17 protein-coding genes are annotated in these 20,403 nt (G+C 38.8%); 3 read left to right on the forward strand and 14 right to left on the reverse strand.

All coding sequences use genetic code 11. The features are described 5' to 3' along the window. On the reverse strand, nucleotides 1-3,375 hold a 3,375-nt coding region (locus OQX64_RS21965), incomplete at its 3' end, for a hypothetical protein (RefSeq protein ID WP_265820364.1). Nucleotides 3,376-4,082: 707 nt separating this feature from the next. Continuing rightward, entirely contained in the window at nucleotides 4,083-4,760 is a 678-nt protein-coding gene (locus tag OQX64_RS21970) for a DUF4142 domain-containing protein (protein ID WP_265820365.1), read from the reverse strand. Between the two features lie 182 nt (nucleotides 4,761-4,942). Between OQX64_RS21970 and OQX64_RS21975 the strand changes: the two genes are divergently transcribed. Then, complete coding sequence (locus OQX64_RS21975; RefSeq protein ID WP_265820366.1) at nucleotides 4,943-5,305, forward strand: response regulator; 363 nt, start codon at nucleotides 4,943-4,945, stop codon at nucleotides 5,303-5,305. A 3-nt stretch (nucleotides 5,306-5,308) separates the two neighbouring features. On the opposite strand, the gene OQX64_RS21980 is transcribed toward OQX64_RS21975, so the two are convergent. Together OQX64_RS21980 and OQX64_RS21985 are read right to left on the reverse strand one after the other, a co-directional pair. Continuing rightward, nucleotides 5,309-6,163 (reverse strand): ion transporter, encoded by an 855-nt coding sequence (locus tag OQX64_RS21980; protein ID WP_265820367.1) that lies wholly within the window; start codon nucleotides 6,161-6,163, stop codon nucleotides 5,309-5,311. 62 nt (nucleotides 6,164-6,225) lie between these two features. Next, nucleotides 6,226-7,077 carry an SDR family oxidoreductase gene (locus OQX64_RS21985; protein ID WP_265820368.1) on the reverse strand — a complete coding sequence of 284 codons (852 nt, stop codon included), beginning with the start codon at nucleotides 7,075-7,077 and terminating at the stop codon, nucleotides 6,226-6,228. Between the two features lie 127 nt (nucleotides 7,078-7,204). Here OQX64_RS21985 and OQX64_RS21990 point away from each other — a divergent pair, with 127 nt between their 5' ends. After that, on the forward strand, nucleotides 7,205-7,924 hold the full coding sequence (locus tag OQX64_RS21990) for a DUF481 domain-containing protein (RefSeq protein ID WP_265820369.1): 720 nt from the start codon (nucleotides 7,205-7,207) through the stop codon (nucleotides 7,922-7,924). On the opposite strand, the gene OQX64_RS21995 is transcribed toward OQX64_RS21990, so the two are convergent. Beyond that, a complete protein-coding gene (locus tag OQX64_RS21995; protein WP_265820370.1) occupies nucleotides 7,921-8,655 on the reverse strand; it encodes a hypothetical protein in 735 nt (244 codons plus the stop codon). The two genes, OQX64_RS21990 and OQX64_RS21995, sit on opposite strands and share 4 nt — an antisense overlap. Nucleotides 8,656-8,874: 219 nt before the next feature. Between OQX64_RS21995 and OQX64_RS22000 the strand changes: the two genes are divergently transcribed. Further along, on the forward strand, nucleotides 8,875-9,081 hold the full coding sequence (locus OQX64_RS22000) for a hypothetical protein (protein ID WP_088303127.1): 207 nt from the start codon (nucleotides 8,875-8,877) through the stop codon (nucleotides 9,079-9,081). Between the two features lie 119 nt (nucleotides 9,082-9,200). Here the strand turns inward: OQX64_RS22000 and OQX64_RS22005 are convergent, their stop codons facing one another. The 9 genes from OQX64_RS22005 to ccoN form a co-directional block, all read right to left on the reverse strand. Beyond that, a complete protein-coding gene (locus tag OQX64_RS22005) occupies nucleotides 9,201-10,502 on the reverse strand; it encodes a PepSY-associated TM helix domain-containing protein (protein WP_265820371.1) in 1,302 nt (433 codons plus the stop codon). Between the two features lie 31 nt (nucleotides 10,503-10,533). After that, on the reverse strand, nucleotides 10,534-11,775 hold the full coding sequence (locus OQX64_RS22010; RefSeq protein ID WP_265820372.1) for a DUF4374 domain-containing protein: 1,242 nt from the start codon (nucleotides 11,773-11,775) through the stop codon (nucleotides 10,534-10,536). An 18-nt stretch (nucleotides 11,776-11,793) separates the two neighbouring features. Further along, nucleotides 11,794-14,181: a TonB-dependent receptor gene (locus tag OQX64_RS22015; protein ID WP_265820373.1), complete on the reverse strand. Its 2,388-nt coding sequence runs from the start codon at nucleotides 14,179-14,181 to the stop codon at nucleotides 11,794-11,796. Between the two features lie 381 nt (nucleotides 14,182-14,562). Beyond that, complete coding sequence (locus tag OQX64_RS22020) at nucleotides 14,563-15,264, reverse strand: sulfite exporter TauE/SafE family protein (RefSeq protein ID WP_265820374.1); 702 nt, start codon at nucleotides 15,262-15,264, stop codon at nucleotides 14,563-14,565. Further along, nucleotides 15,261-15,695, reverse strand: a complete 435-nt coding sequence (locus tag OQX64_RS22025; protein WP_265820375.1) for a FixH family protein — start codon at nucleotides 15,693-15,695, stop codon at nucleotides 15,261-15,263. The genes OQX64_RS22020 and OQX64_RS22025 overlap by 4 nt, the downstream gene beginning before the upstream one ends. Nucleotides 15,696-15,707: 12 nt before the next feature. Beyond that, entirely contained in the window at nucleotides 15,708-17,081 is a 1,374-nt protein-coding gene (gene ccoG / locus OQX64_RS22030; protein WP_265820376.1) for a cytochrome c oxidase accessory protein CcoG, read from the reverse strand. Continuing rightward, nucleotides 17,068-18,036, reverse strand: a complete 969-nt coding sequence (locus tag OQX64_RS22035; RefSeq protein WP_265820377.1) for a cbb3-type cytochrome c oxidase N-terminal domain-containing protein — start codon at nucleotides 18,034-18,036, stop codon at nucleotides 17,068-17,070. Before OQX64_RS22035 ends, ccoG begins: the two co-directional genes overlap by 14 nt. Next, nucleotides 18,023-18,205, reverse strand: coding sequence for a hypothetical protein (locus OQX64_RS22040; RefSeq protein WP_265820378.1), 183 nt, complete (start codon nucleotides 18,203-18,205; stop codon nucleotides 18,023-18,025). Before OQX64_RS22040 ends, OQX64_RS22035 begins: the two co-directional genes overlap by 14 nt. 4 nt (nucleotides 18,206-18,209) lie before the next feature. Next, nucleotides 18,210-20,348, reverse strand: coding sequence for a cytochrome-c oxidase, cbb3-type subunit I (gene ccoN, locus OQX64_RS22045; protein ID WP_265820379.1), 2,139 nt, complete (start codon nucleotides 20,346-20,348; stop codon nucleotides 18,210-18,212). Nucleotides 20,349-20,403 lie beyond the last annotated feature (55 nt).

Raw genomic sequence — 20,403 nt, forward strand, 5'->3', positions numbered from 1 at the left:
TCCCACCAAAGGTTTGTAGGTGTAAGAAGTGATGTGGGCATCTTTAAGGGACGTCGAATTCCTCAGTTGATTTATCCAGGACGTAATCTCTGAATCAGTAGGGTTTGCTGCTGCAATGTCTGCTACCGTTGTTGATCCTAAAATGGCTTCAACAGTAGCATAATCTGCATTCCTGATCTCGGCTATGGGATATTGGAAATTGTAGCTATATAAATAAGAAATCTTTAATCCGAATTTCTTTTGAATTTCAAGGACATTTGCTTTCTTATCAAATTTATTATAAAGTTCTCTTTCTTCGAAGGTATTTGAAACTCCTGTGTTACTAAGTGTAGCCTTTGGTAAAACTAGATTAGTAGATTGATCAACCTGATAAAATGTTTTTGTAATCTCTTCATCATCATTACTTGATTTTTTTACGCTTAATTTTGAAAGATAATCATGATTACTTATAAGTGCTTGCCTAGCAACCTCATCATTACCACTAAGCATTTCATCCAAAGCATATAAATTTGAAACAGATTCATTATTTGCTTTACTTGTACTATTTATTATTGATGAAATCTGATGGTGAATAGGTGTCTTATCATAATTGTAAATTTCTTCAGTAACTATTGGATTATATGGATTGTTATATAAAATCACTTTTCGCTTACTTATCTTGTCGAACCCTGTAGTGCGTTTAAAATATGGCACAGACTGAATATATTGGCAATTTGAATTACTAAATGCGCCAGGATGCCCTGGTATAGGCCGATTATAGTGCGCATCTATTCTATTATCAAATGGCGAATACCTAAAATATACACAATAATCAAGACCACCTGCTACGTCATAAAAATCATCTGGAAAATTTGAAAATTCAGTCGTTTGAGCATATCCTTTAAGCCCTTGCCAGCTTATTAAGTCTGTATTTATTTCTGTTACGAAATCTTCATCTTCTGCATTTGATAGATGAGGAGATTTATAATTATAATCAAATTCTTCTTTTTTAAGCGGCCTATTTCCTATATAAGAGATTTTGTCTAGTAATTTTCCTCTCATATATTCCTTTGGTTCATATTCACTCATATAAGAAAATGGATAGTATTGACTATAGTATGGCCTTTCAAAAGAAAAGTGATAGGCAGTCTTTAAACTATTTTGACTATTGTTCAAATCATCATCATATTCATTTACATATTCATATCCAGCGTAAGAACCTGATGTAGTTTCAAGCGGAACAACTGAAGAAGAAGTATAATTAATTATCCAGTCCCTTTGCAGTCGTCCTTGGCTATCATTAAATTCTTTAATTCTATATTGCAGATATTGAGGGAAAGAAATAATCTTCCCAGATGTAAAGTTTGGGTTATCTGGACTAAGATATTCATATCTTTTTCTCTTGATTAATAAATTATTATTATCATAGTTATTGATATTTTTAACTCTTAGCCCGCCAACATTTACCATACTTTTGGTTTCATCAAGTTGTCTAAAATAAATAGAAAAGCCTAGATTATATGGTTGCAAGTCGGCTGGAGTATTTGGAGAATTTGCGTAAGTGATTGCAACTGTCATCTCATATTCACCTATTGATAAAGGTACTTGCGCAGAATCAATACCAATTCTTGTTTTGACACTTCCATATGGGAATTGCGTATCAGTTGTATTAAATCTTTTAACTAAAGTTTTAGAGCCATCATTATTTATACGATTTAGTGTGAACTCAACATTATCAGAATAATAATCAATATTATTTTCGAGATTAGAAATACCGAAATTTGTATTAATCTTCCAATTTTGTCTGATTGATGGAAAGGAAATACCATTAACACTAAATCTCTTCTTAAAATATCTTACTTTGTTAATAATTTGATCAGGAGCAGGATAGTTTGATGCACGGCTCCAACCAGATATATTTATTGACTCTGATTTTTCAATAAAATTGTCATCTTGATATGTTGCTAATAAATCAATTGGCACATCCCTAACTCCTGCTGTATTGTTCTCATAAATAAATTCCGTTTTTCCTCCTTCTGGATAAACAATCGATTTTAATGCGAACAACTTGCTAAGTTCGGGATTAACTCGCCTATCTCCGCCTATAAATTGGGTTGCTAAATTAGGTATCAACCCAAACTGTGATAAATTGGGTATTCCATTGTAATATCCCCAATGATCTTGAGAGAAGGCATATTTAGATGGCATTTTCTCAGATGTGTTATAATCTAAATTATAATTTAAAGTTTTCTCGTTATCTGCCAATATTGACACCTGATCTAACTTAAGTCTTTTGAATCTATAATCAGTAGGAACCGATGAAACGAAAAAGTTTTGTGTAGTCCCTTCGTATTGGTCACCATAAAAATAACTATAGTTAAATTTGATATGCTTAATGATTTTATTTGTTTCATCAAAAACTTTTATCTCCTTCAAAGCAAGACTTGGCATATCCTCCCGTGAATCTGTCAAAAATTCTATTCTACCGCCAGAGAATGTTATTGTCTTTATTCTACTATCATAGGTAATATCGTTTGAAACGCTTGTAATTAAATTCTGACTAGATAAACTATGCATTTTATATTGTTGTCCAATAATTTTTTCAAGCTTATATTGAAAATTTTCATAATTATATGTAATAGTCTCATTATAGTTATTACTTATTCTTTTTACCATCCAACTATTTTTAATGTATGTATCAGTATTTCTAACTCTTTGCGCTTGTTTTGAATAGCCATCTTCGCCTAACAATGCAGTTACACCACTTGGAAGTTTAATAAATAATGAATTTATTTCATTGCCATTTAAGTTAGCAAATACATCAATATCTTCTTTTGGATATAATATGAATTTCTTTTTAGACTGACTAAACATAAATCTCCCTGAATAACCTATTAATGAATAATAAAACTCATCAGGCATATAATCGTTATTCCCATACTTACAATCACTTATCCTACCATATCTAGCACTCATACTATTGGGATCAGGTAAATTCGATAAATTTGGTAAATTCATAAAATAACTAGTACCCTGAGAATTTTGGTCATCCCCCTTTAGATAATAAAATTCATCTGCTACACCCCTTGATTTTCTTGTCACCTGCCCCCCATAATTAATATTCCATCCCAATCCGACCCAGGTTGCATCCTGGTCTACTCTTATTCCTCCAGCATGATAATCGAGTGTTATAGGTATACTAATACCTTTAATTTGTATTTCATACAAAGGAATACTAATACTCGGCACTCCAGAATATTGAGAAACTGGTGTTTCGATAAAGCGATTGAAAGCGTTAACTTCTGGGCTTTTGATGTTTACTACTGTTGGTATGGGTTGAGAATATGACTTTATTCCCAAAAACACTATTATTAAAAATGTGAATTTAGCTCTCATTTATTAAATTGATTATGTATTTAATTAGTATTTATACTCGTTAATATTATCTCGTAACAATTCATTATCAGACTCAGATATTTATTTATCATCTTATTTTTTTAGATATTTTTCTACAACCTTTATTTTTTCAGTTTGGTTATAAAGTGTTATAATTTGATCTCGCAACTGCTTATTTTGATCTATCAAATGCAGCGTCAACTCCTCCACCTTTTTTAATAAAAATTTGTTCATTCATCAAGTGACGCAACCAATAAATTATCATAAGAAGGACTTAAACTATACTTCACACTATAATTAAAAGCCTTTACCAAAAAAAGGGTAGTAAAAAAAGGAAATTGACTTCATCATTACGATTTTCCTATAAATCTATTTATGCTTTAATAAATTAAAGGATCTATTTGACGAACGTTCAAAATGAGGTGACGAACGCAAGGAATCAGGTGACGAAATATTTTTCGGATTTTAATGTAGACTTCAGTTTTGACCGATACGATGATAATAAAATCATCGGTCCGATCGTATGAACTGCAACTGACACAAAGGGTTTTCAACCCTTTTAATAACCAATTTATATTGACGCTATAGATTTAATGATCATTGCAGCGGAAGAAGAAGAAACAGCATAAACATAAAAGAGCGATCAGTCATGATCGCTCTTTTATGTTTATTGAAATAAAGAATATTTACCAGGCATTTACCCGATTTTATTGATTCAGCGCAGAAACTTGTTTTAAATGCGCTTTCAAATGAGGCAAATGTTTGGATGCGAATTTTCTGATTACGCTATCTTTTGATTTAGCCCCTTCTTCAAACAAAGCAATGGCCTTCTGGTGATCGCTTATCATGAGCTTTACATATGCCTGATCCAGCGCAGTGCCTTTCATTTGCTTTAAGTCTTCAACAGATTTTAATATTTCGGCTTCGGTATCACCATCCGGATGAGGTAAGATAGCAGACTTCATATTTCCGGCTGCTTCAGCCACATTCTGGTTTCTGGTGGTATCTTTCATGTTTTCCAATTGAGAATCTACCCGCCCATCAGGTCGCATTCCACCCGGAAGTTTACTCATCGGTAAACTCACGCTTTTAGCCTTCGCCAATGATTTTAATTCCTCATTCACTTTACTATGGTCATCGATCATCATTTTGGCAAAGGCTTTTACTTTGGGATCAGCAGATTGTTCGCTGGCTACTCCGCTTAGCTGTATTTCTTTCATGCCAGACAGCATCGCCTGCCTGATGAATACTTCTACAGGCATATCCATCATGTTGCTTTGCACGACTAATGGTTGATGATAATGGGCAGATGCCAATTGATTTAAACCGGAAACAGACAGTAAAACAACAGCTGTTTTGGCGAGGGTAGAAAAGATATTTTTCATGGTTCATTTATTTATCATTAATACAACCCTGTTGACTTTAAAAAAGTTTCATTTATATGCCATTGAATTCAGCTAAACGGAACAGGTCTGATGGCAAAGGTGAATAACCCCGGGTTTGTGAACAACTTCCGTAAACACCTGTTAATGAAAGATGTTAAGCTTGTATACAAAAACATCAAGCGATGAAAAAGTCCATTTATGTTGTTGAAGATCATCCGGCCATCAGAGAAATAATCGAATTTCTACTCACGGAAGAATTATATGAAGTAAAGGCTTTTCCCAACTCGGCAGATTTCTGGAAAAGGATGCAGGATAGTATCCCTGATATGGTTATTCTGGATATCAGGCTACCTGATGCCAATGGAATAGACATTTGTAACCAGCTTAAACAAAATGCGAAAACACATCATATCCCGGTGATGATGATGTCGGCCAACAATCATTTAAGTGCGGTGAAAGCGAAATGCATGGCGGAAGATTTTATTAATAAGCCGTTTGATTTAAATGATTTCGCTATCCGGGTAGCGCATTATGTCAGCAATTAGTACCTATCGATACAGTGATGAGCCGCAAAACTTGCAGAACAGCGCATCACTGTCATGGCCTTCCCGGCTACAGTTGGGACAGGATTCTGGTAACTCTTTTTTCTGCCTGGCCGCAATTGCGATATCATGGGTAATGATACCGGTGGGTACTGCAATAATGGCGTAACCAATCAGCATCACTACAGAAGCCACAAATTTTCCCATTGGTGTAATGGGCGAAATATCGCCATAGCCTACTGTAGTAATGGTCACAATGGCCCAATAAATACTCTCCGGAATATTGGAGAAACCATTCTCCCGCTTTTCAACCAGGTACATGATCGAACCCAGAATGACCGTAATGGTTAAAACAGTAAGCAGAAAAATGCTTATTTTCCTTAAGCTGCCCTTAAGTGCCTGGGTTAAAAAGTTAATCTCTGATAAAAATTGCCCGAGTTTAAATATCCTGAATACCCGAAGCAACCGCAAAGCCCTGAACACCAGCAATGATTGTGCGCCAATAAAAAAGATGCTTAAATAAGAAGGAAGCAGCGCAATCAGATCAATAATACCCAGCGGACTCAGTACAAAAAGTAAGGGTTTTCTAACGCTCACCAACCTTAAAATATATTCTACCGTAAATAAGGCAGCAAAAATCCATTCCAGCCTGTTAAACAGCTTACCGTACTGATGGTGAATACTAATGACACTGTCCAGCATCACCACCATAATGCTGGTAAATATCGCCAGGAGCAAACCGATATCGAAAGCTTTCCCCGCAGGTGTGTTTGATTCATATATAACCTCATGCAGCTTAAAACGCCAATCTGTTTTACCTGCGGGTTTAATATCCTTATGTTTCAATTGTTCGGCAGACATGAATGTTAAAGCGGATCAATTTCCCCTATGCATATAATGTTAGTGATTTTTTATGGATAAACCTAACCATTTACCACTTCGCCGCCATTGACATGAATCACCTGACCGGTAATGAATGAGGCATCTTCACTCGCCAGAAATACATAAGCCGGTCCCACTTCTGAGGGTTGACCTGCCCTTTCCATCGCTGTTTCTGAACCGAATGATTTAATTTTTTCCTCATCAAAGGTTGAAACGATCAGTGGTGTCCACACCGGGCCGGGAGCCACTGCATTTACACGAATGCCTGTTTTAGCCAGATTAGTAGCCAGCGACCGGGTAAAGGATGTGATAGCACCCTTTGTAGCAGAATAATCAATGAGGTTTGGAGAAGAGCGGTAAGCCGTTACGGAGGTGGTATTGATGATGCAATCGCCTGCCTTAAAATGTTCCAATACTTCATTTGCAAAATAGAAATAACCAAAAATATTGGTCCGGAAAGTATCTTCAAGTTGTTGCTCATCTATTTTTTTAGGATCTTTTTGTGGAACCTGCATACCTGCATTATTGACCAGAATGTTAAGCTGGCCAAATGTTTTAACGGTTTTCTGCACCGCTTTTTTGCAGAAATCAGATTTCTTTACGTCGCCCTTAATCAGTATGCACTTACGGCTTTCATTTTCAATCATTTTTTTTGTTTCGTCGGCATCAGTATCCTCATTCAGGTATACAATGGCCACATGAGCACCTTCACGGGCAAAGTGAACGGCAACAGCACGTCCGATGCCACTATCACCACCGGTAATTAATGCAACCTTATCTTTCAGCTTTCCTGAACCTTTATAGCTGGCTTTAATTACTTCGGGAGCAGGATGCATTACAGCTTCGATTCCGGGTTGCTGCTCCTGTTTTGCCGGGGTTTTCTGCTTTTTCATATTGTCGGTTTTTATGTTATGATGATTTAAAATAACATGAAAAGGGAAGGCATGGTTTTAATCCGGCCTGCCAATCATCATTTTGTAAAAAAGCCAAACATAGCAAGCGCATTGCTGTTAACCTTAGATGCGGCTAACTTTACTCCTAATCTTAGGCACAATTCTTCATCTTGAACTGAAAGCACAATACAGCGATTCCACCAGGTACCATATCGCGCTTTCTTCTACCGGATCAGTTAACCGTACCAATGAAGACAAAGCTTATTTGTTAAACAATGCCCTGAATCTAGGAATGAAAAGGGAACATTTCGTTTTAAATTCTTCTTCCAGCTGGCTTTATGGCAAACAAAACAACAACCTCAGTAACAATGACTTTTCCTCTACCCTAAACTTTAATCTTTATAAAACCTTTCCACATTTTTATTACTGGGGATTGCTGAATTACAATACCAGCTATTCATTAAAACTGAAAAACCAGTTGCTTGCGGGTGGCGGTATTGCCTATAGCTTTCTGGATAAACCAAATGCTTATGTCAATTTAAGTGACGGGGTATTATTTGACCAGAGTAGCCTGATCGTTGGCGAAAGCTATAATACCTATCGCAATTCCCTGCGTTTACAATATCATTTTGCCATTAAGGAAATCATTGTGATTGATGGCAGCCACTTTCTTCAAAACTCCTTTAGCCGGAAAGGCGACCATATCATCAGATCGGTGACTTCTGTTGGCTTGAAACTGCGAAAATGGATCAGCCTGACTACGGCCCTGAATTACAATAAATTGAATATTACCGGAAGAGAAAACCTGAACCTTACTTACGGACTGAGTATTGACCAGTATTTTTAGTGACTGATGTTCAGTTCCAGTCTTTTTTTAGTAAGCGGATACCGCTGCGTCAGGAAATTTTCCATTGCCGTACAAAGCATGGGATAACATGCATGGCTGCTTAAACCCTCCAGCAAAATGGCATGGCTGATGGTTCCTGCCCCCAAATGTTCAGCTATCCATTCTGAAACATACATTACCGCCTCCCATACACCTTCCATCAGAAAAAAATCAAAAGCCTTTAAAATGGTATTCCATTGCGTGTGCATGGGGCGAAGCAGAAAATGCCGGGACACCGGGAGTAAATGTTTGCTGAAGCGTACATAATCATCACCACAGCCTGCAGTAACCATCATGGCTGCATCTGAGGGAAAATTAGCTTTTTCAACCCTGATGATTTCTTTTCCATATTGATGGATACTGGCCGCGCAAACGGACGAAATATCAATCAGCGCCAGGTGATCATAAATCTCCGGGTGCATGGTTTTCTTCGCATCCCTGCTGAATTTGAATCCGGCAATACCTTCCTTACCTTCCCCTTTGGGACGAAGATCGATGTATAACAAGTCAAATTCCTGCTGAAAATTGAGCGCCATGATATAATGCGCGGCCTCGGTGATCACATACCGAAAATCGAGCACCGGAGCTTGTTGCCCTTGCTGAAAAGATAAAATAGACAGTTGCAAATTAATGTTGTTCGGTTTCCTTGTTGCTTTCTTACTTCGTACAAAAGCGAAGCGTAAATTTAGCATTTTGCCGCTATTCATCAAAAACCATCAGTTGGATTTTAGCGGTTAAAAAGGCTTTCCAGCTGGATAGCAGCACTTAAAAACATATCAACAACAACAAATAAAAAATGTTGAAAAATCTCCGGCTACCTAAAACACTGAATAACAACCAGTAGTCAAATTTATTTTACGGATGTGAATAAAAGCATGATTCATTTCATATTCAAATGATAATTTTGTGTTATGGCAAATTTAAACGTAAGAAAATCGATACAAACCAAGATAGAATCTTTAAGTAAGGAGATTGAAAATCTGCAGTCGGAATTAGTAAAATGGGAAAAAATTGCAGCTGAATATGAAGTCAATTCTGAAAGCATCGATTTGATCTTATCCATACAACAACCCGAAAAAGCCGAAGGCGGACGGGCAAAAAAAGTAAAACAAGCTTAACAGCTGTTTAGAACAAGACTGCAAAATCAAATTTAATTGATTTTGCAGTCTTGTTTATAATGTTATTTGTGACATGATAACAGATCACGAATGAGGTTCGGAAGGATGATTGAGTATACTTAATTTATAACATTCTCCATTTTTCTAACAGGTATCCTAGCTCTTGGCTTACCATGCTGCAGCGGATTTGATCCCTCCGTTTTTAAAGGTTCCTTAGCCTTTCCTTTTTTCTTAAACTTACGTCCATACCAAATCAGAAAACCTGTGATTGGTAAACTCGCGCCAATCAGGGATGCCAGAAAGGCCAGTACTTTGCCCGGGAAACCCAGGATACTGCCCACATGGATATCATAATTCATTTTCCTTAACTTGCCACCAAAACCAGAAGCTTCGTAAGGCACTGAATAGACACCTTTTCCTTTTAATTCTTGTAGCGTATGCTGATCAAAAGTATAACTTTGGTTATTGTAAAATTGCCCCTTATCAGGATAAACCGTAATATTAATGGTTGCCTTTGCTTTGGAAGTATCCGGGAAATTATAATAAAAACCTTCTGATTTTGGATGTTTTTTAATTACGGTATTCCAGGCTAAATCCATTGCCTTTTCTGGTGTGTAGAATTTCCCTGCCTGTAGTGAATCAGATGCCAGGCGATCAAATTCACCCAACTTTTCGCCACCACTGGTTACCCAGTATAAGCCTTCGCTATACCACCTGATGCCATAAACCATTCCGGTTAATGCGATGAACAATAAAAAGATGAGCGAATAAAACCCCAATACATTATGCAAATCCAAATTAACACGTTTGAATGATGCACCCCATTTGATTTTGAAACTTTTATCACGGGTAGATTTGTTCCATTTTTTAGGATACCACCAGATCAAACCTGTAATCAATAGGATAACGAAGATGAGTGTTCCATAATTCACAATTGGCCGGCCAATGGCATAGGGCAGCCAAAGGAAACGGTGTCCGTTCAGGATAAAGCGGAAGAAATCTACCTCACCTTTTTTGTGTACCACTTTGCTGATCACCCGGCCAGTGTAAGGATTAATGGTTAAAGTTGTTCCACCACCCCTGCGGCCTTCCTCTTTTGCGCCTTTCAAATTTAAGTTAATTGCCCTTCCCTGCTGGTAATTCGCATAAACCGGCGATTTGTCCGGAAATAAGCGGGCAGCAATCGAGGTGAGCTGAGATGGCGTGATCACTGGCTTATCTTGCTTTTCTATCTTGCTTTCAGGCTCCAGTAATCCGGTGATCTCTTCATTAAAAACCCAGATGCAGCCTGTTATACAAACCATTAAAACAATGACACCAGATACAAGACCGAGCCAGAGATGAAGCCATTTGTTAATTCTGGTAAATTGCGAATCTTTCACTTTTTTCTTCGCCGGATTAGAGTTGTTTGCTGTTGCCATTATCTTGTTAATTGAAATGAGAAATGCTTAATTAATATTGAAGCGCATTGATTGCGGTAATTGTTCCACCTTCAACCTTTAAACCTTTTTTTGCAGCGGCGATGTCGGCATCAAAAACATAAACATAACTTCCTTCGCTGGCTGTGGTGATTCCAATATAACCTGTTCTTCCATCTCTCGGGGAATAGTTATTAATTGTGGTTGTCCTGGTTATATCAGCTGGTATGCCTGTTACCCATTTAAACGTTTTGTTAATTACATCTACAATGGCAAACTTTCTGGCTGCGCCTGCAATCGAATTGGCTTGCGGGTACATCTGCACTACAAATTTACCCATGCCTACATAGCTCTGACCAGCCATGTGGTAACCGCCAGACAATTCCTGAACATTTAAAAAATAGCTTTTATCAAACTCAGTCGTCCCTTTATTAATCCGGATTACTGCAGAGGGATTTTTAGAGCTTGGCGTTCCGGAATTGGTTGCAGAAGCATAGGAGAAAGCATAAGCATCGCCATTTTCGATTTCCACTAAACCATTTACAAAGTAAGCACCGATATAACTCGTACGGTTGTCTTTTATCACTTTCTCCAGTTTTAATTCCGGGTAACTGTAAACGGCCACCCACGAACTATCAGGATAAGCAGTACCAAAAACATCCGGTGCTGCACCTTTGATGCTCATATAAGGGATAAAAAGTTTTTCACCCACTTGAGTTGCCCATGTAAAATGTGCGCGTTCCCTGTTTCCCGCTAATTTTACAATGTTCACCTGCTGCTCCCCAACAATTTGGTATTTACGGGCATCAATCCTAAAGAAACTTGAAAATTCATTTCCTGATCTCGGTATTTTCGCAATAAATATATCATCCTTCGCTGGTGCAAAAAGCTGAACTGTTTCAGTTTGAAAATTGGTGAGTTTATTTAACTTTCCGGTACCGTCTAATCGATAAGTGGTTACTGCACCCGGGTTCCCTTGTCCGTACAACAAGCTAAAAAACCGGTTTCTATGGGTTAAATAATAACGGTAAGAACCGTCTTGCTCAATGCCGTTTCCTTGTGTAGTCACCGTTCCTGCATCTAAGCTATTGGCAGTCAATAAATAATCGGCGATGCCTGTGGTACCCACAGGTGTTGCGGAAATGATAAATTTAGTTGCTCCGGTAAGCTCGTTATCCACGTCTACAACTTCTGAAGAATCCAGTTCTTTATCGCAGGCCGCAAACAAGGTAACCAACAATAAACTTAAAAATGGAAGTAAATATTTAGTTTTCATATTCGTATGTATAAAAATTTATGATCTGTTAGTACTGAAAAAATACCTCACTTTAGCATAAAATGCTCTGCCTGGTTTTTGTAATGAAAAGTTATCGTAGATGCGGTTGTTCACCAGGTTTTTACATTCTAAACCAATGTTGTACTTACCACCGCCTAATGTATAAACTGCATTAACATCCTGCATCCATTGTCTCGGGATATCATATTTCGTATCAGCAGTACCCTGACTTGGCCACGATAGGTAATAAGCATGAACATACAATACATTGTAGCCAAGGGTTAACGTATTGCCTTTCTTACCTACGTTATTGAAGAATAGCGAAGCATCAGCGTTACCAAAAAGATAAGGCATGTTAGGGATACGATCCCTGTACAATGGACTTTCCATGGTTTGCCCCTGTTCAAAACGGGTATTGTTTCTTAAGTTCTGGTAAGTAAGATTTACCCCTGCGGTAAATAACTGCTTGTAAGAATAACGCACTTCAGATTCGAAACCTAAATTGGTTACATCAGCCAGGTTGCCATTTACCTGTTTGGTTTGATTATTATTTAATTGCGGCCTGATAAAGTCTTTCGCATCGCGGTACATTACATTACCATCAAAGCTAAAACGGTGAATCTGATTTAGCTGTGCCTGATAGCTGAAGCCCAGGTTGTAGTTATTGCTTTGCTCAGGTTTCAGGTTGATATTTCCTTCCAGGTTTAATAAATCACCAAAAAGTTCATCCGTTTCCGGCAGTCGGTAGCTTTTTTCGAAAGAGGCTTTCAACTGAAAGTTAGGGACAATAAAATAAGTTGATGCAATACCATAACCTGTTTTGCTGTAGCTGTTTTCCTGCTGAAGATAGGCTACATCACCCCAGTTTCCACTTGGATTGTAACTCTGTGCATATTTATTCGATTGATAAAACTGTTTGGCGAAAACAGAGGTGTTCCATTTTTCTGAAGGGCTGAATTTATACCCTAATCCTAACACATTTTTATTGTTTTTACGGGGTTGCTCGTAATTTTGGTTTTGCGGGAAGAGTTCATCAGAACCTTTTCTGTTAAACGAATTGTAAACATTATTTAATGAAAAGGAATGACGCTCATTAAGGGTATACGTTAAGTTGGCAGTGGCCAATCCATTATTGTTACGGAATTTATACATGGAACGTTCCCTTTCGCTACCAGCACCCGGGTATTGCTTATACTCCTGGAACCAGTTGTAACGGCGATACACGGTATCGATATTTTGTTCGGTACCAAAATTGAAGTTACCATTGATACGAAGATCAAGTCCTTTGGTAAATAAATCTTTTTTCTGATACTTCACAGTTGGCATTAAAATGCTTCCTCTTCTGTGCCAATCGCCGAAAACACTGACCATCCGGGCACCTGTTTGTACTTCTGCATAGTTTTTTCCAGCGGTTAAACCAAACATCAGCTGATCTGCGAATGATTTATTAACCACTCCTGCACCTACAATTATTGTTTCATTATGGTAAGTATCGTTAAAGCGTTTCACTACCTGATTTCTGAAGTAACGACCATCAAAAGAAGCCACATCTGTAGTTACTTTATAATCGTTATCAGAATAATTCTGGAAGGCATTCAGTTGTACCTTAAAACCTGACGGCGAAGTATAACCGGCATTGATAGCTGTTTTATGGGTATTAAATGAACCATAAGAATAAGAAGCATCAATGTAACTTTTTGTGGTATTGTCAGTTACAATGTTGATGGCGCCACCCAAAGCGTCTGAGCCCAACCAAACCGGAACCACCCCTTTATACACTTCTACACGTTGTGCCAGGTTGATCGGAATATTGTTGATCTGGAAGGATGAGCCAAAATTATCCATAGGTATACCATCGATAAAAAATTTCACCTGCCGACCGGTAAATCCGTTTAACGAGAAATCCATTCTAGATCCCAATCCTCCAGCCTCTCTCACGCGGACACCAGATACACGATCGAGTGCATGAGAGATATCTAAAGTACTGTTATGTAATTTTTTGGCATCGATAGAAGTCACGTTAAAAGCCTGGCGGTTTACCTGTTGATTTGCCGTTCTGCCAATCACATTTACCGTTTCCATGTCTTCTGAAGATTCGGCAAGACTGAAACTTAACTTTTGATCCTCATTTTCGGATACGCTTATTTCCTTTTTAATTGTTTTGAAACCAACGGCAGAAATCTGAATCTGATAATTCCCGGCTTTAACCTGAGAAATTTTGAAACTTCCCTTCTCATCAGATACCGTTACATAATTGGTTTTCTGGATCTTGACGGTAGCGCCTGAAACGGGCTGACCAGAAGCACTTTTGATTTGCCCCGAGATACCGGAAATGCGGTTTTGGGCGGAGGCAAAAATTACAAAGGCACATAGCATGCCTAATAGCAAAATTTTCTTAATTTGCATAACTTTTAATGGAGATTAAAGGTGAGCCGGTTTTCCGGTAGCCACACGGGTCTGAACCGTGTGGCATTTTTTTTATGCCGCAAATATAAATCTTATTTAGATCAAGTCCAAATAAGATGCGGACATATTTTAGTCCTTAAACCGTTTAGTATGGTAAAAAACAAAGAAAAGCAGAACATTCAACGCCTAACCATACGCCATTTCATTTGAAATATTCCTGGTAGAACCGTATCCATAAGCTTACATATTATTTAATTTAAGCAGAAGAATAACAATGGCAGGTTGATCGACAAATCATTAATCCTAAGGATTAACTTTTTTGATGACGATCAAAGATGGTTTCGTAAATGAACTGAAATTTTTGAACGATGAGTAAAAAAATTATTTACAATCTACCGCCCTGCCATACATCCCCATCGGTGCGGGAGATAAATAAGGAATACCAAGATTTGCAGACCGGATAATTAGCAGCATCCCCATGGTAAACATCAACCAGGGAATAAGCCTTTGTGTGTTGAAAGGAATATATCTTTTGATGAAAATTCCGCCCAGTGAAACCATCAGCATCAGCGGTGTGGTTCCAATCCCGAATAAAAACATGAAAACCCCACCAGCTTTAAAACTTCCGGTATTGAGGGCGGTAGCCAGCGCCAGGTAAACCATTCCACAGGGAATAATTCCATTTATAGCGCCGGCAAAAAATCCCCGGAGCGGCAACTGGAATACGTAAGCCATTAGCTTACTGATAGGACGCAATAAATGATTTTGTAACGTAGCAAAATGCCTTACATACTGCGGAACAAGTTGCAATAAGGTAAAAAAAATCAGTAGTATACCAATAATGGTGCTGAGTATTTGCTGATTGCTAAAAACAGCGATACTGCCGCCAAGTGCGCCTGCGCATAAGCCTAAAACCACATAAACAAAAATTCTTCCGAACTGATACATAAGCAATTGGAAGGCAGCACCTAAAAAATGTTGTTTCTGAAAAGGCATGCCCAGCATAATGGGTCCACACATGACAGCACAGTGCAAACTGCCAAACAGGCCCATTAAAAAAGCTAATGGCAGGAAATCCGTCATAGCGTGAGGTTGCTTTGATACAAATAGTCCTTCCCATGACTGCGCCACTGCATATGGAGAAACCACATCCCCTTTGGTAAATGAGCGCGACTTACCAGAATCAGGTGATCAGGTCCGATGGTTTTACCATCAAACTTTAAATCTTCGGCTTTGTTTGATGGCCGCATCAATACGAGCTGGTAGCTGGCACTGTCTTTTAAACGGATAACCAATTGCTTTTGATCAACTGTAATTTTCGGCTGCGCATCATCATTCAGCATGTTTTGTGCTGCATTATAGGTGGTATTGTAGTTAATCCCTTTTTCATAATAATCCTCTTCCACTAAAGCATCGCCATCATGTTTGGCAAACATATAACCTACCATTGCTATGATGAAAAGCATGAAACAGCCCATTCCCAATAAAATTTTAGTACCCCAGTTCATCGTCATCTTTTTTTATTTTTATTCGTTATCAGGCGGTGCAAAAAAACTGGTGCTGGCCTGGCTTAAAACTTTTCCATCCACCACCACTTCAAATGCAGCATCTGATTTATATTCCTTAATCTGGCGGTTATTCCGGATGAGAAAGAAAGTGATTTGTGCAGATCCATCCTTCGGAAGCACATTTGCCGCCTGTATAAATTCGATCTGATCATGTTGATCTTTCGCCCTGAATTCAAACATTACCGTTTTATTGGTTTTATTGATCAGCTCTGCATTATACAGATTGCTGGTTTGATTGCTTCCCCTGTTTTGATAAAGCGTACCACTTGCCCTTAATACAGTGGTTTCTATAGATGATCTTTTATAGATGAGGGCAGAAAAAACCATGCATACCATAACTAGGACAGCTGCATAGCCATAGGCTTTGGCCCCTATTTTAAATGGCTTCTGCTGGCTGATGTAATCCTGATTATAAAATCCAATTAGGCGTTCTGGTCGATTGATTTTTAGCATCACTTCATCACAGGCATCAATACAGGCCGTACAATTTACACATTCCAGCTGTGTTCCCTTTCTGATGTCTATGCCTGTCGGACAAACCTGTACGCATAATCCACAATCTATGCAATCGCCTTTAGCTTCAGCTACATTTTGTCTCTGAATTTTCCCTCTGGGTTCACCACGATTAACATCATAGGCGACAATCAGACTTTGGTTATCCAATAAAACACCCTGTAACCTGCCATAAGGACAAATTACCGTACAAACCACCTCACGCACATAGGCGAAAACAGCATAAAACAGAAAGGTAAAAAGCCAGATGGAAATAAAGCCTGATACATGCTGACGAACAGGTTCTGTAATGATGCTAGATAGTTTTTCGGAACCAATAAGATAGGCTAAAAAGGTATTGGCAATGGCAAATGAAATCACTAAAAAGAGAAAATGTTTAGCCGATTTTTTTAAAATCTTGTCCATATTCCAGGGCTGAGCATTTAGTTTGATTTGTTTTTGCTTATCACCCTCTATCCAGAATTCTATTCTCCGGAACACCATTTCCATAAAAATGGTTTGCGGGCAGGCCCAACCACACCAAAGCCTGCCCAAAACCACTGTAAAACAGACAATAAAAATGATGAATATGAGCATGGCCAATGCGAAAAGATAGAAATCCTGCGGAGTAAAAATCAGTCCGAAGAATACAAATTTTCGTTCGATGAAATTTAATAGCACCCACTGCTCACCATTCAATTTTAAAAAAGGACAAGAGAATAAAAGCAAAAGCAGCCCATAGCTTACCCATTTCCGGTAAGTATATAGTCTTCCCGCTGGCTTTTTAGGATATAGAAAATCCCTGCCCTTACTTTCCTTTTGCTGATTATTTTGTAGCATTCGTTGTTTTCAAACTATCGGCGGGTGCTTTCATGGCATTGTCCTGTGGATCTTTTTCTTCGTACTTTTCTCCCTGTGCAGCCTTAGCCCCTGCCGGATGGGTACCGGCCAGTGATAAAATGTAGTTGGCTACGGCACTGATTTGTTTAGGGCTCAGGTTTTTCTCCCAGCTGATCATCCCTTTCTCAGGCACACCGTATTTGATGGTTTTGAAGACATTGTTAATACCTCCACCATGTAACCAGTAATCATCAGTTAAATTCGCACCGATAATTCCCTGCCCCTTATCACCATGGCATACTTTACAGTTTCCTTCGAAAATATTCTTCCCTTCAGCCAATACCGTTTCTGTGATATCAACTTTTACCGTATTTTCATCAATTGCATTTGCTGATTTCTGCAGGTATGCTGCTTTTTCAACCTGTGCCTGTGCCATTTCATTCTTATACTCCTGATCCTGGAGATCGCCATAGCCACCAATGTGGTAATAGAACAGGTAACCCGCCGCAATAATCATGGTACCAAAAAACAAGAAGTTAAACCAGGCCGGAACCGGATTATTCAGTTCTTTAATACCATCATAGGCGTGATCAATTTCCAGCTCTTTTTCCTGCTCAATCGGTTTTAAACTCAGCAATTTTTCCCAGATGGAGTAGCCTTTTTTTCGTCGCTTTAACCATTCGTCGTAGTTTAATTGTTCAGCTTTCTCTGGTGATAAATAAGGTGTAGGATGAAGCTGCTCCTTATACATTACCTTGAAAGCGTTGAGTAAGGTAAGCGACACAAACACCAGTACTACAGCAAATAGTAATAAAATAATGATCAATAATTCTGATTGCGTAAGGCCAAGTGATGACGCTGAAGGCTTTACATTTTCGGACACTGTTTTCTCATCTGCTGCAAACGCCAACACCTGACCAAACAGCAACAAAATAAATAAACTAATTTTCTTCATACCCTATAGATTGATTTTCCTGGATTGGCAGTTCGCTCATGACTTCGATATGCTTTTTATTTAATTTAAGGAGGTAAATGCCTACGATAATGAAAAATACCATAAACATGATCAGCGAGCTGATGAGGTAAAGTTCACCTCCGGCCAGGTCTTTTATTTGATTGAACATAATTTTAGTTGCTTGGAATTTCTGTTTTATTGGCTTTAATATCAGTACCTAAGCGTTGCAGATAGGCTATAATAGCCACAATCTCCCGATCACTTTTTACCTTAATATTGTTTTGTTTTAATTCAGCGGCAATCTGATTAGCCTGAATCTTAAGATCTTCATTAGCCTTTTGGTCATATCCAGCTGCATAAGGCACACCGAGTGTTTGCATCGCCTTGATCTTACTTGCCGTAGTGGTAATATCAAGTTGTTGATTCACCAACCATGGATAAGGCGGCATGATACTTCCCGGCGACATTGAAGTGGGATCTACCAGGTGATTGTAATGCCATGCATCAGAATACTTTCCGCCAATGCGATGCAAATCTGGTCCGGTTCTTTTACTTCCCCATAAAAAAGGATGATCGTAAACAAATTCACCAGCCTTACTGTATTCGCCATAACGCTCTGTTTCTGAACGGAAAGGCCTCACCGTTTGTGAGTGACAGTTTACACAACCTTCGCGGATATAAAGATCTCTTCCTTGTAATTCTAAGGCAGAATAAGGTTTCACACTGGTAATAGTGGGTACGTTAGACTGAATGGTGAACGTCGGCATCATCTCCACCATTCCACCAATGAGAATGATAATCAATGATAAAACCATAAACTTCATTGGCTTACGCTCCAAAACCCTGTGCCAGGCTTTATCCGCAGCAGAATGATCTACAATTTCTTTTGCCAGGGGCATCGCTTCTTCAGGTTCATTGGCCACCAGTTTAGCACTTCTCATGGTTTTGGCCAGGTTATAAGTCATGACGATTACACCTGCCAGATACATTGCACCACCTATTGATCGCAATATATGCATGGGAATAATCTGTAGCGTAGTGGCCAGGAAGTTTGGATATTTTAACAAACCTTCGCTGGTAAACTCCTTCCACATTAAACCTTGTGTAAAACCTGCCCAGTACATCGGGATAGCATAAAAAAGGATGCCGAGCGTGCCTATCCAGAAGTGAAAGCCGGCCAGTTTTTTAGAATATAATTCCGTTTTATAAATTCTTGGAATTAACCAGTACAGTACGCCAAAAGTTAAAAAGCCATTCCATCCTAAGGCACCAACGTGTACGTGGGCCACAATCCAATCGGTAAAGTGGGCCACACCATTAATTTGCTTTAAGGATAACATTGGCCCTTCGAAAGTGGCCATGCCATAAGCTGTTAAAGCCACCACCATAAATTTCAGTGTAACATCTTCCCGAACTTTATCCCAAGCACCACGAAGGGTCAGTAAACCATTAATCATTCCGCCCCAGCTTGGTGCAATCAGCATAATGGAAAAAGCAACACCTAAAGATTGTGCCCAGCCGGGTAAAGAGGTATAGAGTAAATGGTGCGGACCAGCCCAGATGTAAATAAAAATCAGTGACCAAAAATGTAAAATACTCAGTTTATAGGAGTATACCGGTCTTCCGGCCATTTTGGGCAGAAAGTAATACATCATGCCTAAATAAGGCGTGGTTAAGAAAAAAGCTACTGCATTGTGTCCATACCACCATTGTACCAGTGCATCCTGAACGCCCGCATACACATAATAACTCTTTAAGAATGAAATAGGCAGCTCAAATGAATTCACAATATGCAGCACCGCTATGGTGACAAAGGTGGCGATATAGAACCAAATGGCTACGTATAAATGCCGTTCCCTTCTTTTAAAAATGGTACCGAACATGTTAATTCCGAATACCACCCAAATGATGGTGATGGCAATATCTATCGGCCATTCCAGTTCGGCGTATTCATGCGAGGTGGTAAAGCCCAATGGAAGCGTAATCACCGCTGAAACGATAATCAGCTGCCAGCCCCAGAAATGAATTTTACTTAAAACATCACTAAACATTCTGGCCTTAAGCAGGCGTTGTAAAGAATAATACACCCCCATAAAAATGGCATTGCCCACAAAGGCAAAAATAACCGCATTGGTGTGTAAGGGCCTGATCCTGCCAAAAGTGGTATACTGGTTGCCTAAATTCATGGCAGGTTTGAAAAGCTGCATCGCTGCCAGCAAACCTACCGTCATCCCAATAATCCCCCAAACGAGGGTGGCAATGCCGAAGTTTCTGACAATTTTGTTATCGTAAGTAAATCGCTCTAATTGCATAAACAGAAATGTTTTGTTTGTATTGATAGGTCAAAGGTATCCTGCATGGAGGACG

Origin of the sequence: Pedobacter sp. GR22-10 (genome assembly GCF_026239715.1) — a bacterium.
In the GTDB taxonomy this organism is placed as follows: domain Bacteria; phylum Bacteroidota; class Bacteroidia; order Sphingobacteriales; family Sphingobacteriaceae; genus Pedobacter.